Below are 15261 nucleotides of genomic sequence, written 5' to 3' on the forward strand. Positions count from 1 at the left end.
ACCGAACAGGCGCTTGCACGCCGCAAGCCTGCAAGCGCCCACGGACATTCGAGGATTCAATGACTGAACATAACGCTACCCGGTCCATGTTCGACCCGGCGCTGCTGCGCCCGGCGATCGTGGACTCCTTTAAAAAGCTGACGCCGCGCACGCAGTTTCGCAACCCGGTGATGTTCTGCGTGTACGTCGGCAGCATCCTGACGACCATTCTGTGGATCGCCGCGCTCGGCGGTCAGGCCGAGGCGCCCGCAGGCTTCATCCTCGCGGTCACGCTGTGGCTGTGGTTCACGGTGCTGTTCGCGAATTTCGCGGAGGCGCTCGCCGAAGGCCGCTCGAAAGCGCAGGCCGCGTCGCTGCGCAGCGCGAAGAAAGACGTGATGGCGAAGAAGCTCAACGAGCCGCATCCGAAGTCGCCGATCCGCATCACGACCGCGACCGATCTGCGCCGTGGCGACGTCGTGCTGGTCGAGACCGGCGACGTGATCCCGGCCGACGGCGAAGTGATCGAGGGCGTCGCTTCGGTCGACGAATCGGCGATCACCGGTGAATCGGCGCCGGTGATCCGCGAGTCGGGCGGCGACTTTTCGTCGGTGACGGGCGGCACGCGGGTGCTGTCGGACTGGATCGTCGTGCGCGTCACGGCCAATCCGGGCGAGGCGTTCCTCGACCGCATGATCGCGATGGTCGAAGGCGCGAAGCGTCAGAAGACGCCGAACGAAATCGCGCTCACCATCCTGCTCGTCGCGCTGACCATCGTGATGCTGCTCGCCACCGCGACGCTGCTGCCGTTCTCGATCTTCTCCGTCGAAGCCGCGAAAGCGGGCCACGTGGTGACGATCACCGCGCTCGCCGCGCTGCTCGTGTGTCTGATCCCGACGACGATCGGCGGCCTGTTGTCGGCGATCGGCGTGGCCGGGATGAGCCGCATGATGCAGGCGAACGTGATCGCGACCTCGGGCCGTGCCGTCGAAGCGGCCGGCGACGTCGACGTGCTGCTGCTCGACAAGACCGGCACGATCACGCTCGGCAACCGCCAGGCGTCGCAGTTTCTGCCGGCGCCAGGTCTGACCGAAGAGGCGCTTGCCGATGCCGCGCAGCTGTCGTCGCTCGCCGACGAAACGCCGGAAGGCCGCAGCATCGTCGTGCTCGCGAAGCAGCGCTTCAATATCCGTCAGCGCGATATGGCCTCGCTGCATGCGGTGTTTCTCGCGTTCACGGCGCAGACCCGCATGAGCGGCGTCGATCTGTCTCCTCAAGGGACTCCCTGCGGGACTCATGGCCGTGAAATCCGCAAGGGCGCGGCCGATGCGGTCAAGCACTATGTCGAAGCGAACGGCGGCCGTTTCCCGAATGAAGTCAGCAACGCGGTCGCCGATGTCGCGCGCCGCGGCAGCACACCGCTGGTGGTCGCCGAGAAAGGCGAGCAGGGCGCGCGCGTGCTCGGCGTGATTGAGTTGAAGGACGTCGTGAAGGGTGGTATCAAGGAGCGCTTCGCCGAACTGCGCAAGATGGGCATCAAGACCGTGATGGTGACGGGCGACAACCGCCTGACCGCCGCCGCGATCGCGGCCGAAGCGGGCGTCGACGACTTCCTCGCCGAAGCGACACCCGAGACGAAGCTCGCGACGATCCGCGCGCACCAGGCCGAAGGGCGTCTGGTCGCGATGACCGGCGACGGCACCAACGACGCGCCCGCGCTCGCGCAGGCCGACGTCGCGGTCGCCATGAACACCGGCACGCAGGCGGCAAAAGAGGCCGGTAATATGGTCGACCTCGATTCGAATCCGACCAAGCTGATCGAGATCGTCGAGATCGGCAAGCAGATGTTGATGACGCGCGGGTCGTTGACCACATTCTCGATCGCCAACGACCTCGCCAAGTACTTCGCGATCATCCCGGCCGCGTTCGCGACGACGTACCCGGCGTTGAATGCGCTGAACGTGATGCATCTGGCGACGCCGACCTCGGCAATCATGTCGGCGGTGATCTTCAACGCGCTGATCATCGTGCTGCTGATTCCGCTGGCGCTGAAGGGCGTGCGCTATCGCGCGCTAGGCGCTGCGATCCTGCTGCGCCGCAATCTGCTGATCTATGGCCTTGGCGGGATCATCGTGCCGTTCATCGGCATCAAGCTGATCGATATGGTACTCGCCGCGTTCGGCTGGGTTTGAGCGCAGTGACCATGTGATGAAAAGGGAAAGAGACCCATCATGAAAAATCTGTTCCGTCCGCTGATCGTGATCTTCGCGGTGCTGACCGCGGTCACAGGACTCGCATATCCCGCCGTGATGACCGCGTTCGGCCAGGCGGCGTTCCACGAACAGGCCAACGGCAGCCTCATCGAGCAGAACGGCAAGGTGGTCGGCTCACAGCTGATCGGCCAGCAGTTCGACGCGCCCCAGTACTTCTGGGGCCGGCTGTCGGCGACGAGCCCGATGCCGTACAACCCGCAAAGCTCGGGCGGCTCGAACCTCGGGCCGAACAACCCCGCGCTGCTCGACGAGATCAAGGGCCGTCTCGCGGCGCTGAAGGCGGCGGGCACCGACATGTCGAAGCCGGTGCCGGTCGATCTGGTCACGTCGTCGGGCAGCGGGCTCGATCCGGAGATCAGTCCGGCCGCGGCCGCGTATCAGCTCGAGCGGGTCGCGCAGGCCCGTCACCTCGCGCCGAGCGACGTGCAGGCGCTCGTCGAGCGCTACACGACGGGGCGCCAGTTCGGCGTGCTCGGCGAGCCGCGCGTGAATGTGCTGAAGCTCAATCTCGCGCTCGATGAAATGAAGCGCGGCTGAGACTGAACGCATCGACGACGCACCAGCCGCGTTTGCGGTTCATCGCTGAAACAGCGGCGTCCGCGTGGCGCCGCGCCGCCATTTGCGGGTCGGCGCGGGCCGTGCGACCATGCAGACACCGCCGCTCGCACGACTATGACAACCACTGAGCATGAACCGCCCCGATCCTGACGAACTGCTCGACAAGTTGCAGCGCGACGAAGAAAAACGCCAGCGCGGCCGGCTGAAGATTTTCTTCGGCGCGTCGGCCGGCGTCGGCAAGACCTATGCGATGCTGCAGGCCGCGCGCCGCCGCCAGGAAGAGGGTGTCGACGTGCTGGTCGGCATCGCCGAAACGCACGGGCGCAGCGAAACCGCCGCGTTGCTCGAGGGGCTCGACGTGCTGCCGCTCGTGCATATCGAGTATCGCGGCCGCAAGCTCGGCGAGTTCGATCTCGACGCCGCGCTCGCGCGCAAGCCGCAACTGATCCTCGTCGACGAACTCGCGCATTCGAACGTGCACGGCGCGCGCCATCTGAAGCGCTGGCAGGACGTCTACGAACTGCTCGATGCGGGCATCGACGTTTATACGACCGTCAACGTGCAGCACCTCGAGAGTCTGAACGACGTGGTCGGCCAGATCACCGGCATCCGCGTGTGGGAGACGGTCCCCGATCGCGTGTTCGACCATGCCGACGAAGTCACGCTCGTCGATCTGTCGGCCGAGGAACTGCTCGACCGCATGCGCGACGGCAAGGTCTACATGGCGCAGCAGGCCGAGCGCGCGGTGCGCAACTTCTTTCGCAAGGGCAACCTGATCGCGCTGCGCGAGCTCGCGCTGCGCCGCACCGCCGATCGGGTCGACGCGCAGATGCGCGAGTACCGCGCCGATCGTTCGATCCAGCGTATCTGGCAGGCGCGCGAGCGGCTGCTGGTGTGCGTCGGTCCCGGTCCGGAGGCGCCGGCGCTGGTGCGCTCGGCGGCGCGCCTCGCCGCGAGCCTGAGGGCCGACTGGCTCGCGGTCTATGTCGAAACGCCCGCGTTGCAGCGCCTGCCCGACGCCCGACGCGAACGCACGCTGAACGCGCTGAAGCTCGCCGCCGAACTCGGCGCCGAAACTGCGACGCTCGCCGCCACCGATGCGCTCGACGCGCTGATCGGTTACGCGCAGGCGCGCAACGTATCGAAGCTGGTGGCGGGCGCATCGTCGCGCACGGCCGCGAGCCGCTGGCTGCGCCGGCCGCTGGGCGAGCGCATCGCCGAGAAGAGCGGCGATCTCGATCTCACGCTGATTCGCGTGTCGTCGGAGCGCGACGGCGGCGAGCAGCGGCGGCTGTTGAACACGACCGCGAACGCGTGGCGCGAGGCGTTGAGCGCGGCCCGCGAGCGTCGCTCGCCGCCGCGCGCGTACGCGTTCGCGCTCGCGATCGGCGCGGCGATCACGTTGCTGTCGAGCCAGTTGATCGACCGCATCGATCTGACCAACCTCGTGATGCTGTATCTGCTCGGCGTGATCTTCACCGCGGTGAAGCTCGGGCGCGGGCCGGGTGTCGTGCTGTCGTTCGCGAGCGTCGCCGCGTTCGATTTCTTCTTCGTGCCGCCGCGCATGTCGCTGTCGGTCTCCGACACGCAATACCTGCTGACGTTCTTCGGCATGCTGCTGACCTCGCTCGTGATCAGCCATCTGACTTCGAGCCTGCGCCACGAGGCGAGCGTCGCGCGACGCCGCGAGCAGCGCACCGGAGCGATGTACGAGATGGCGCGCGAGCTCGCCGCGGCGCTCGCGACCGAGCAGATCGTCGGCATCGGCACCCGGCACGTGAGCGAGGTGTTCGGCGCGCGTGTCGCGATCCTGCTGCCCGACAGCGCCGACCAGGTCAAACAGAAGATCGAGGACCCCGACGCGGCGATCACGCTCGAAGGCGACGCGCTCGATCTGGACGTCGGCCAGTGGGTCTACGATCAGCAGAAGCCGGCCGGCCACGGCACCGATACGCTGCCGGCCGCCGCGGCGCTGTATCTGCCGCTGAAGGCGCCGATGCGCACGCGCGGCGTGCTCGCGGTGGTCGTGCGTGACGAGCGCGAGCTGACCGTGCCCGAACAGCGCCGCATGCTCGATGCGTTCGCCGCGCAGATCGCGCTCGCGCTCGAACGGGTGCACTACGTCGATATCGCGCGCGATGCGCTCGTCAACATGGAGTCGGAGCGGCTGCGCAATTCGCTGCTGTCGGCGATTTCGCACGATCTGCGCACGCCGCTGACGACGATCGTCGGGTTTTCGTCGATGCTCGCGCAGGGGCGGCAGGCGGGACAGGGGCGGACAGAAGGCGAGGCGGATGCTTCTTTGCGGACCGACGCGCAATCCGCCGCGCGGCGTGACGACGAACTCGTCGACGCAATCCACGAAGAAGCGCTGCGCATGACCGGCATCGTCACGAATCTGCTCGACATGGCGCGCTTGCAGGCCGGCAGCCTGCAACTGAACCAGCAATGGACGCTGCTCGAGGAGACCGTCGGCGCCGCGCTGCGAGCATGCAAGCGTGTGCTCGCGGATCATCCGGTGCAGGTTACGCTGCCCGCCGATCTGCCGCTGCTGCATCTCGACGCGGTGTTGATGGAGCGCTTGTTCTCGAACCTGTTCGAGAACGCGGCCAAATACACGGCGTCCGGCACGCCGCTCGCGATCGGCGCGCAGCAGATCGACGCGGACGGCACGCCGTTCGTGCGCATCACGATCGACGACAACGGCCCCGGCCTGCCCGCCGGCATGGAAGCGCGCGTGTTCGAGAAGTTCACGCGCGGCGAGAAGGAGTCGGCGAAACCAGGCATCGGCCTTGGGCTCGCGATCTGCCGCGCGATCGTCGAGGCGCACGGCGGTACAATCGGCGCGCTCAACCGGATGGCGGCGGATGGCCGCGTCGAGGGCGCGCGCTTCTGGTTCACGCTGCCGGTCAAGACGCCGCCCGACGCACCCGAGACGTTTGATACGCTCGAAGACGAAGGCGCAGCCACCGACACCGACACCGCCGCCGACCTCAACCCGCTCACCCGACCCACCCATGAGTGACCTGAGCATCACCGTCGTTCTGATCGAAGACGAGAAGCAGATTCGCCGCTTCGTGCGCACGGCGCTCGAAGACGAGGGCATCGCCGTGTACGACGCCGAGACCGGCAAGCAGGGGCTCGTCGAAGCAGCGACGCGCAAGCCCGATCTCGTGATCGTCGATCTGGGCCTGCCCGACACCGACGGCCTCGACGTGATCCGCGAGCTGCGCGGCTGGAGCGAGCTGCCGGTGATCGTGCTGTCGGCGCGCACCCAGGAAAGCGAAAAGGTCGCCGCGCTCGACGCCGGCGCCGACGATTACCTGACCAAGCCGTTCGGCGTGTCCGAGTTGTTTGCGCGGATCCGCGCGCATCTGCGGCGGCGCAATCACGGCGGCGCGAACGAATCGCCGCAGGTGCGCTTCGGTGCGGTCACCGTCGACCTCGCGCTGCGCCAGGTTACGCGCGACGGCGCCGCGGTCCATCTGACGCCGATCGAATACCGGCTGCTCGCGACGCTCGTGCGCCATGCGGGCCGCGTGCTCACGCACCGACAGTTGCTGCGCGACGTGTGGGGGCCGTCGCACGTCGAGAGTCACCACTATCTGCGCATCTACATGGCGCATCTGCGCGGCAAGCTCGAGCGCGATCCGGCGCAACCGGAGCATATCGTCACGGAGACGGGCGTCGGGTACCGGCTGGTGGGTGCGGTGTGAATTCGTCCGCGATGCCGCTTCGTTATAATCTCCCGACGTAAGGACGGCCTTGCGCCTGCATCGATCATCGGGGACGGCCCCATTTTTCATGGAGCTGTGTCGATGTCCTGGTTTCTTCTCCTGATTGCCGGTCTGCTCGAAGTCGCGTGGGCGGCCGGTCTCAAAACTTCCGAAGGTTTCACCCGCTTGTGGCCGTCCATCTTCACGGTCGTGACCGCGCTCGGCAGCTTCGTGCTGCTCGCGCTCGCGATGCGCCAGTTGCCGCTCGGCACAGCCTATGCTGTTTGGACAGGGATCGGCGCGGTCGGCGCGTTCATCTTCGGCGTCGTGATGATGGGCGAGGCGTTGACGGTCGCGCGCGTCGCCAGTGCGTCGCTGATCGTGATCGGCCTCGTCGGCCTGAAGCTGTCGTCGGGGCACTGACCGGGCGGCCACGTCCGCTCGGGGCGCGGCCGCCATTGCCTGCAAGCCACAGCGAAGGCTTCGCCGCTCTACGTTCTGCGAATTATCGTAGCTATAATGAGACAGAAACGACCTTGAGATTGCCCGCGGCCTGGCTGGCGCGGCCGGCCTGGCGAGCCTGACGGCTTCGGCGCGGAACGCCCGCTCGTTCCCGCCGCGGCGCCTGGCACGCACTGAGCGCGTGGAGGCGGCCATGCTTGAATCACTTTCACTTGCAGCGGGCCTTTCATGGGGCAGCGGTCTGCGCCTCTATCTGACGGTCCTCCTGGCCGGCGTTTTCGAACGTCTTGGCCTGATTCACTTGCCGAACACGTTATCCGCACTGTCATCGCCATGGGTGATCGGCGCGGCGGCCGTGCTGACGCTGGCCGAATTCCTCGCCGACAAGATCCCCGCGTTCGATTCGCTGTGGGATGCGATCCACACCTTCATCCGCATTCCGGCCGGCGCCGTGCTGGCCGCCGGCGCGCTCGGCCACGCCGATCCGACGCTGCTGAGCGTTGCCGCGCTCGCGGGCGGCACGCTCGCCGGCACCGCGCATCTCGCGAAGGCGGGTACGCGCGCGCTGATCAACCTGTCGCCGGAGCCGGTGTCGAACGTCGTCACGTCGACCGCCGAGGACGGCCTCGTGGTCGGCGGCGTACTGCTTGCGCTGTTCGTGCCGCTCGTGTTTCTGGTCTTGATGGTAGGCTTCCTGCTGCTCGCGGCGTGGGCATTGCCGCGATTGTGGCGTGGCGTGCAGGGCGGTTTTCGCGGCATGGCCACGCACATGGTGTCGCGATTTGCGAGGAGCAGGCACGATTGAGCGAAGCACTACCAGGATCCAAGGCGGGTTCAAGAACGCGCGCCGACACGAGACCAGCGCGGCGGCTTGGCGGCATCGATCTGTTGCGCCAGGCCATGCGGATGACGGCGCGCGACTGGCGCGCGGGCGAACTGACGATGTTGCTGCTCGCGCTCGTGCTGGCGGTCGCGGCGTTGTCGAGCGTCGGGTTTCTGGGCGATCGGCTGCATCAGGGGCTCGAGCGCGATGCGCGGCGCATGATCGCCGCCGACTTCATCGTGCGCGCCGATCATCCGGTCGATCCGCAATTCGCCGCCGAGGCGCACGCCCTGGGCCTGCGCACCGCCACCACGGCGATCTTTCCCAGCATGATCAATTCGACCGGCGCGCAGCCGGCGTCGCGGCTCGCCGCCGTCAAGGCGGTGTCGCCCGGCTATCCGTTGCGCGGGGCGCTGCGCATCGCGGCGGCGCCGGGTGCGGCCGATCATCCGGCGACGTCGATTCCGGCGCCGGGCACCGTGTGGGTCGACCAGCAGCTGCTCGACGCGCTGAAGCTGAAGATCGGCGATGCGGTGAAGGTCGGCAATCGCAACTTCACGGTCGGCGCGCTGATCACGCGCGAGCTCGATCGCGGCTTTTCGTTCGTCAACTTTTCGCCGCGCCTGATGCTGAATGCCGCTGACGTACCGTCGACGGGCCTGATCACCTATGGCAGCCGCGTCACGTACCGGCTGCTGGTCGCCGGTTCAGACGACGCGGTCGCGCGCTTCGCGCAGTTTGCGCATGAGCGCGTCGACGGCGGCAAGCTGCGCGGCGTCGCGCTCGAGTCGCTGCAGGACGGCCAGCCGCAGGTCCGTCAGACGCTCGATCGCGCGGGCCATTTCCTGACGCTCGTGTCGCTGTTGACCGCGCTGCTCGCGGCCGTCGCGATCGCGATGGCCGCGCACCGCTATATGCGCCGGCATCTCGACGGCTGCGCGGCGATGCGCTGTCTCGGCGTGAGCCAGGCCGCGCTGCGTGCGCTGTTCACGCTCGAATTCGTCGGGCTGGGCGTATTCGGCGGCGTGCTCGGCGTGGCGCTCGGTTATCTCGGGCATCTCGCGCTGCTGACGTGGCTCGGCGGCCTGATCGACGTGGTGCTGCCGCAGCCGACGCTGTGGCCCGCGCTCGAAGGCATCGCGGCCGGCCTCGTGCTGCTGCTCGGCTTCGCGCTGCCGCCGCTGTTGCCGCTCACGCGCGTGCCGCCGGTGCGCGTGCTGCGGCGTGAATGGGGCGAGGAGGGACGCACTGCGTGGGCCGCCTACGCGTTCGGCATCGTGCTGTTCGCGGGGCTGCTGATACTCGCCGCGGGGGAATTGAAGCTCGGGGGCATCGTCGCGGGTGGATTCGCGGGCGGGCTGCTGGTGTTCGCCGGCATCGCGCGGCTCGCGTTGTGGGGCGCGGCGCGCGTGGTGCGCAGCGAGCGCGTCAATGCGGGCATCGGCTGGCGCTATGCGCTGGCGTCGCTCGAGCGGCGCAGCAGTACCAGCGCGCTGCAGATCACCGCGCTCGGCATCGGCCTGATGTGCCTGCTGCTGATCGCGATGACGCGCAACGACCTCGTGCAGGGCTGGCGCAAATCGACCCCGCCCGATGCGCCCAACGAGTTCATCATCGACATCCAGCCCGATCAGCGCGACGCGGTCACGCAGTATCTGGACGCGCACGGCATCGCCGGCGCGGCGCTGTCGCCAATGGTGCGCGGGCGGCTCGTCGCGATCAACGGTAAGGCGGTCGATCCGGATTCGTTCAAGGGCGAGGATGCGCGGCGACTGGTCGACCGCGAGTTCAACCTGTCCTACACGACGCAACTGCCCGACGACAACCGGATCGCCGCGGGAACCTGGTTCGGCGAGACGACTAAGCCGCAGATCTCGATCGAGCAGGGTCTCGCGAAGCTGATCAACGTGAAGCCCGGCGACGTGCTGCGCTTCGACGTGACGGGGCTGACTGTCGAGGCGCCGGTGACGAGCGTGCGCAAGCTCGACTGGGGTTCTTTCAAGGTCAACTTCTTCGTGCTGATGCCGCCGGTTTCGTTGCAGGATTTTCCGGCGACTTTCATCACGAGCTTCCATCTGCCGGTGGACAAACAGTCGACGATCGATGGCCTGATCGCCGCCTATCCCAATCTGACCGCGATCGATACCGGCCCGATCCTCGCGCAGGTGCAGCGCGTGTTGCAGCAGGTGATCGGCGCGGTGCAATTCCTGTTCGCCTTCACGCTCGCGGCCGGCGTGCTGGTGCTGTACGCGGCGCTCGCCGGAACGCGCGACGAGCGTATGCGAGAATCCGCGCTGCTGCGTGCGCTGGGCGCATCGCATCGTCAGGTGCGGGCGGTGCAGGTGGCCGAATTCGTCGCGGTCGGCGCGCTTGCCGGCCTGATGGCGGCGCTCGGCGCGCAGATCGTCGGCTCGATGCTGGCCACGCACGTGTTCGAGTTTTATCTGGCCTTCGATCCGTGGCTGCTGCCGGTGGGCGTTGCGGCCGGCATCGCGTGTGCCGGTGTCGGCGGGTGGCTGAGTTTGCGGCATGTGTTGGCGCGGCCAGCGCTGCAGTCGCTGCGCGATGCGTGAGTTTTCCTGGTGATGTCTTTTTGCTGTTGAGCAGGGTATGAGCGATTTGAACGACGAAGTGTCCTCGGACAAGCCGACGGCCTTCGAACTGGTGGGCGGCGAGACGCGCGTGCGCGACCTGGTCGACCGGTTTTACGACCTGATGGATCTCGAGGCGGATTTCGCCGGGATTCGCGCGCTGCATCCGGCGTCGCTCGAGGGTTCGCGCGACAAGCTATTCTGGTTTTTGTGCGGCTGGCTCGGCGGTCCCGATCATTACATCGACCGCTTTGGCCATCCCCGTCTGCGCGCGCGGCATCTGCCGTTCGCGATCGCGTCGAGCGAGCGTGACCAGTGGTTGAGGTGCATGGCATGGGCGATGGAGGATGTCGGCTTGCCGGAACCGCTGCGCGAGCGCCTGCTCGGCTCGTTCTTCGAAACCGCCGACTGGATGCGCAACCGCAATGGCTGACACGCCGCCGCACGCCACCTCGGCACCGTACTCGGTCGAAGCCGACTATGCGGCGCTCGCGCCGCAGGCGCGCGAGGTTCTCGACTGCTGGTTCGGCGCGCCGGGCACGCCGGAGCACGGCACGGAGCGCAAGCTCTGGTTCAAGCGCGATGACGCCGTCGATACGATGCTGCGCGTACGTTTCGGTAACCTGATCGATGCGGCGAACGCGGGTGAGCTCGACGCATGGCAGAGCACGCCGTTGGGTGCGTTGGCGCTCGTCATCGTTCTGGACCAGTTTTCCCGCAACTGCCATCGCAATACGCCGCGCGCCTTCGCGACCGACGGCAAGGCGCTGCAAACCGCGCAACGGATCATCGCGAGCGGCGCCGATCGGCTGTTGCCGGACGTGCAGCATCGCGCGTTCGCGTATCTGCCGTTCGAGCACGATGAAACGCTCGCGAGCCAGCAGGAGTCGCTGCGTCTGTTCAAACAGCTTGCGGCGGAGCCGGGCGGTGACGGCTACTATCAGTACGCGCTGCGCCACGCGAAAGCGATTGAACGATTTGGCCGCTTTCCACATCGCAACGGGTTGCTCGGGCGTGAATCGAGCGACGAGGAGATCGCGTTCCTGCGCGAGCCCGGTTCGTCGTTCTGAATTGACGCGGACGCGCGCGCGAGGCACTCGGCCGGCGCGACGCGTTGCGCGGCTCTACTCGTCGCCGTGCAGCTTGCCCGCCATCGGCGTGCGCACGAAGACGCGCAACAGCTCATCCGAATCGCCCGGTCGCGCACCGGACCAGAACAGCCGCCATTCGCCGGCCGGCGGCCGCGCGTTGTCGCGGCGGCTTTCCACGATGAGCCAGGTGCAGGCGGTCGTGCGCGGATCTTCGCTCGGCTGATGCACGATGCCCGTGTAGTAGAAGAGCATCGGCGCTTCGGATTCGCCGAGTCCGGAGCTTGCCATGCAGTCGCCGTCGTTCCATTGGATATCCATCTTCGCGCGGAGGTCCCGGAACACCGAGCGGTAGCTTTTCGCGTAGTCGAGCCACGGCAGCAACAGCGTGCTGACGAGCCCCCAGACGAGCATCGCGCCCGCGCACCAGCTGAGCGCGCCGCGCCATTTGCCCGCGTACTTGAACGACGGCAGCAGCCACAGCCAGCCGATCGTCAGCAGAAGCGCGCCGACGATCAGCGCGGGCGAAATCGGCAGCACCCAGTCGAGCGGCAGCCAGCGGCCGAGCAGATGCAGCGACGCATGCGTGCTCGCGGGGGTCGTCATGATCGACCAGACGATCCACGCGAGCGCGGCCGCGCTGCCGAACAGCACTCGGCTAGCCATATCCCAGCCGGTATGCAGGCGCGCCGGCAAACGTTCGACGCCCTGCATCGCGACCAGCGCGAGCGGCGCGATGAACGGCAGGATGTATAGCTCGCGAACCGTCGCCGAGCTTTGCAGCACCGCGAAACCGATACCCGCGAACAGCACCGGCAACGCGACGCGCGGATCACGCCAGCGCCGCCATGCGCCACCGGCGAGCGCGGCCAGCGCGAGCGGGACGACCGGAAAGCCGACGCTCAGCACGGTGCGCAGTACGAACAGGTGGCTCTCGTTTTCGGAGCCGAGCTCGGCGACCGAAAAACCGAAGAAACGCCCGACGTTGTTATCCCACAGCCACACCTTGAAGAGTGCCTCTGAGCGCAGGTAGAAGCAGATCGGCCAGATCAGCGCGAACGGCGCGCAGACGAGCGCGGCGAGGCCGAGCCCGCCGGCGAAGCCGCGGCTGCGGCATGCGGGATAGAGCAGCAGCGCCGCGCAGGTGGTGGCGCCGAACACGAGCGGTACGAACAGCCCCTTGGCGAGCAGCGACACGCCGACGCCCGCGCCGAACATCGTCGCGCCGCTGATGATCGCGTGACGCCGCTCGCGGGCATCGAGCGGTTTGGTCTGCCGGGCGGCTTGCGCGTGCATCGGCAAATACGACGCGGCGCGCGGGTCGTCACGCAGATGCACGAGTACGAGTTCGAACAGTCCGCAAAAGCCGAGCGCGGCGCCGGCCATCAGCGCGACGTCGGTCATCATGTCGTGCACGTGCTTGACGACGACGAGCGTGCCGCCGAACAGCGCGAGCGTGCCGATCACGCGCAGGTCGAACCAGCTCGACGCAGCGACCGCGCGACGCGCGACCCGTGCGGTGTAATACACCGTCAGGCCCGCGAACAGCGCACTCGCGAGCCGTGCCGCATCGTGCAGCGGCAGATAGCGGCCGAACATCCACGCGAGGCCCGTGGCGACCCAATCGTAGATCGGCGGCTTTTCGACGAAGGGCTGGCCGGCATTGGTCGGCACGACGAGGTCGCCGGTATCGAGCATGTGCTGGACGATGCCGAATGTGTAGGTTTCGTCCTGCTTCCACGGTTCGTGGCCGAGAATGCCGGGGGCGAGCCACGCGCACAGGATCGCCAGCGCGACGAGCCACAGCAGCGGGCGGATCGCCGCGAGCGCGCGCCAACGCTGCAGGCCGCGCGTTGCGCGGTCGGCTGAAACGGCGGAGCCCGATGGATGGGCGGTGTCGGCGCCGTATACCGCCGCGGCCGAAGCCGCGGGGTCCCCGGCCGCCGGCTGGGTCTGCGCGCCGGCAAACGGGTGCGCGGTGCTGGCGGAAAGCGCGGCCTCGTGCGCGCCACCTGCTGGAGCGGTCGAGGTCGGGGCCGTCGCGTTGGCACTGTGCGCGCGCCAGCGCGTGGACTGCTTGTCTTGCATGGAAGTCTCTGGTCAGCGTACGCGGCGGCGTTGGCCTCGTACCATGTTTTGCTTACGTCGCCTGCGGATGCATACGATCTGGCCGATTGTAGCGCCGCATTATTACTGAAGATTACACACGAACGAACGCGCGCGCATTCGATGCGTGGCTGTGCCGGTTTCATGAGAAATCGACGCGGGTTCGTGGAGAAATAGGAAAGGGGGAGCGGGCGGGAAAGGCGCGGCCGTAGTGGACCGCGCCGAGTATTTAAGGCTTGCGCCCCGTTGCGTGCGGCATTCGCTCAGCGGCCTCCGGCGACGTCGAACAGCGCGCCCGCCACGTACGACGACGCGTCGCTGAGCAGCCACACGATGGCCTCGGCGACTTCGTCGGCGCGGCCGGGGCGGCCGAGCGGCGTGGTCGCGCCCAGTTGCGCGGCGCGCTCGGGCTTGCCGCCGCTCGCATGGATCTCGGTGTCGATCAGGCCCGGACGCACCGCGTTCACGCGCACGCCCTGCGGGCCTAGTTCTTTCGCGAGGCCGAGCGTCATCGTGTCGATTGCGCCTTTCGACCCCGCATAGTCGACGTATTCGTTCGGCGAACCGAGCCGCGCCGCCGCCGACGAAACATTGACGATCGCGCCGCCCGCGCCACCGCGCTGGGTCGACATGCGCCGTGCCGCTTCCCGTGCGCACAGATAGGCGCCGAGCACGTTGACGTCGAACACGCGTTTCAGACGCGCGAAGTCCATATCGGCGAGCTGGCTCGACGGCGCGACGATGCCGGCGTTGTTGACGAGCGCATCGATGCGGCCGAAGGATTGCTGCAGCGTATCGAACATGCCGGTCACGTCGGTTTCGTTCGCGACATCGCCGGCGATCGGCACCGCGCGGCCGCCCGCGTGTTCGACCTCTGCGACCGTCTGCTGCGCGGCGGCGAGGTCACGCACGTAGTTCACGCCGACGCACCAGCCGCGCGCGCCAAGCAGACGCGCGGTGGCACGGCCAATGCCGCGGCTGCCGCCGGTGATCAGAACAGCTTTCGTCATCGCAACCTCGTCGTTGGGGTGGTGCGTGCGCGGCGCGCTTCGCTCGGGTTCGGCGGACCCGGGATTCAGATCGCGTCGCTTCGGACCGCCGCCCATTTGTCGCGCGCGGGCGGCGCGTAGCGTTGCAGCTTGCCGATCAACGCGAGCGGATCGGCGTCGATCTGCAGCATGTCGAGATAGGTTTTGCGCAAGAAGCCTTCGTCGACCGTGTGCTGAAGCAGGTCGATCAGCGGTGCGTAGAAGCCGTCGGTGTTCAGGAGTGCAACCGGTTTGCCGTGGTAGCCGAGCTGCGCCCACGTGAAGACCTCGAACAGCTCCTCGAGCGTGCCCGCGCCGCCGGGCATCGCGACGAACGCATCGGACAGCTCGGCCATCATCTTCTTGCGATGATGCATGTCGGGCACCACGTGCAGTTCGGTCAGGCCGTTATGCCCCACTTCCTTGCTGACGAGCAGCTCGGGAATCACGCCGATCGCGCGGCCGCCTTCGGCCATCACGGTATCGGCGATCACGCCCATCAGCCCCACCTTGCCGCCGCCATAGACGAGCGCGAGATCGGCCTCGACCAGCGCACGGCCGAACGCGCGCGCCGCCTGCGCATACAACGGCTTGGCTCCCATCGAGGAGCCGCAATAGACACACACCGACTTCATGC

At 67.6% G+C, this 15261-nt stretch carries 12 protein-coding genes; 9 read left to right on the top strand and 3 right to left on the bottom strand.

Annotated elements, in window-relative coordinates; genetic code table 11:
• The first annotated feature begins 59 nt into the window (after positions 1 to 59).
• The 9 genes from kdpB (at position 60) to OKW41_RS26195 (ending at position 11472) form a co-directional block, all read left to right on the top strand.
• Positions 60 to 2171 (top strand): potassium-transporting ATPase subunit KdpB, encoded by a 2112-nt coding sequence (gene kdpB / locus OKW41_RS26155; protein ID WP_429574455.1) that lies wholly within the window; start codon positions 60 to 62, stop codon positions 2169 to 2171.
• Positions 2172 to 2210: 39 nt separating this feature from the next.
• The gene (gene kdpC, locus OKW41_RS26160) at positions 2211 to 2789 is read left to right on the top strand and encodes a potassium-transporting ATPase subunit KdpC (protein ID WP_429574456.1); all 579 of its coding nucleotides are present in this window, start codon (positions 2211 to 2213) and stop codon (positions 2787 to 2789) included.
• A gap of 151 nt (positions 2790 to 2940) precedes the next feature.
• Positions 2941 to 5835 (top strand): DUF4118 domain-containing protein, encoded by a 2895-nt coding sequence (locus OKW41_RS26165; RefSeq protein ID WP_429574457.1) that lies wholly within the window; start codon positions 2941 to 2943, stop codon positions 5833 to 5835.
• The gene (gene kdpE, locus OKW41_RS26170; RefSeq protein ID WP_429574458.1) at positions 5828 to 6526 is read left to right on the top strand and encodes a two-component system response regulator KdpE; all 699 of its coding nucleotides are present in this window, start codon (positions 5828 to 5830) and stop codon (positions 6524 to 6526) included. The genes OKW41_RS26165 and kdpE overlap by 8 nt, the downstream gene beginning before the upstream one ends.
• 102 nt (positions 6527 to 6628) lie before the next feature.
• Positions 6629 to 6949: a quaternary ammonium compound efflux SMR transporter SugE gene (gene sugE / locus OKW41_RS26175; protein WP_184072024.1), complete on the top strand. Its 321-nt coding sequence runs from the start codon at positions 6629 to 6631 to the stop codon at positions 6947 to 6949.
• A 232-nt stretch (positions 6950 to 7181) separates the two neighbouring features.
• Positions 7182 to 7793, top strand: a complete 612-nt coding sequence (locus OKW41_RS26180; RefSeq protein ID WP_090805650.1) for a DUF4126 domain-containing protein — start codon at positions 7182 to 7184, stop codon at positions 7791 to 7793.
• 101 nt (positions 7794 to 7894) lie between these two features.
• Positions 7895 to 10384: an ABC transporter permease gene (locus OKW41_RS26185; protein WP_429576482.1), complete on the top strand. Its 2490-nt coding sequence runs from the start codon at positions 7895 to 7897 to the stop codon at positions 10382 to 10384.
• Between the two features lie 37 nt (positions 10385 to 10421).
• On the top strand, positions 10422 to 10835 hold the full coding sequence (locus OKW41_RS26190; protein WP_429452122.1) for a group II truncated hemoglobin: 414 nt from the start codon (positions 10422 to 10424) through the stop codon (positions 10833 to 10835).
• Complete coding sequence (locus OKW41_RS26195) at positions 10828 to 11472, top strand: DUF924 family protein (RefSeq protein ID WP_429452120.1); 645 nt, start codon at positions 10828 to 10830, stop codon at positions 11470 to 11472. The genes OKW41_RS26190 and OKW41_RS26195 overlap by 8 nt, the downstream gene beginning before the upstream one ends.
• Positions 11473 to 11526: 54 nt before the next feature.
• Here the strand turns inward: OKW41_RS26195 and OKW41_RS26200 are convergent, their stop codons facing one another.
• From OKW41_RS26200 to OKW41_RS26210, 3 genes are all read right to left on the bottom strand, one after another.
• Entirely contained in the window at positions 11527 to 13578 is a 2052-nt protein-coding gene (locus tag OKW41_RS26200; protein WP_429574459.1) for an ArnT family glycosyltransferase, read from the bottom strand.
• A gap of 281 nt (positions 13579 to 13859) precedes the next feature.
• Complete coding sequence (locus OKW41_RS26205; protein ID WP_429574460.1) at positions 13860 to 14606, bottom strand: SDR family oxidoreductase; 747 nt, start codon at positions 14604 to 14606, stop codon at positions 13860 to 13862.
• 65 nt (positions 14607 to 14671) lie between these two features.
• Complete coding sequence (locus tag OKW41_RS26210) at positions 14672 to 15259, bottom strand: TIGR00730 family Rossman fold protein (protein WP_429452112.1); 588 nt, start codon at positions 15257 to 15259, stop codon at positions 14672 to 14674.
• Positions 15260 to 15261: the final 2 nt, after the last annotated feature.

The sequence above is a fragment of the Paraburkholderia sp. UCT70 genome (genome assembly GCF_050434085.1).
GTDB classification, from domain to species: domain Bacteria; phylum Pseudomonadota; class Gammaproteobacteria; order Burkholderiales; family Burkholderiaceae; genus Paraburkholderia; species Paraburkholderia tuberum.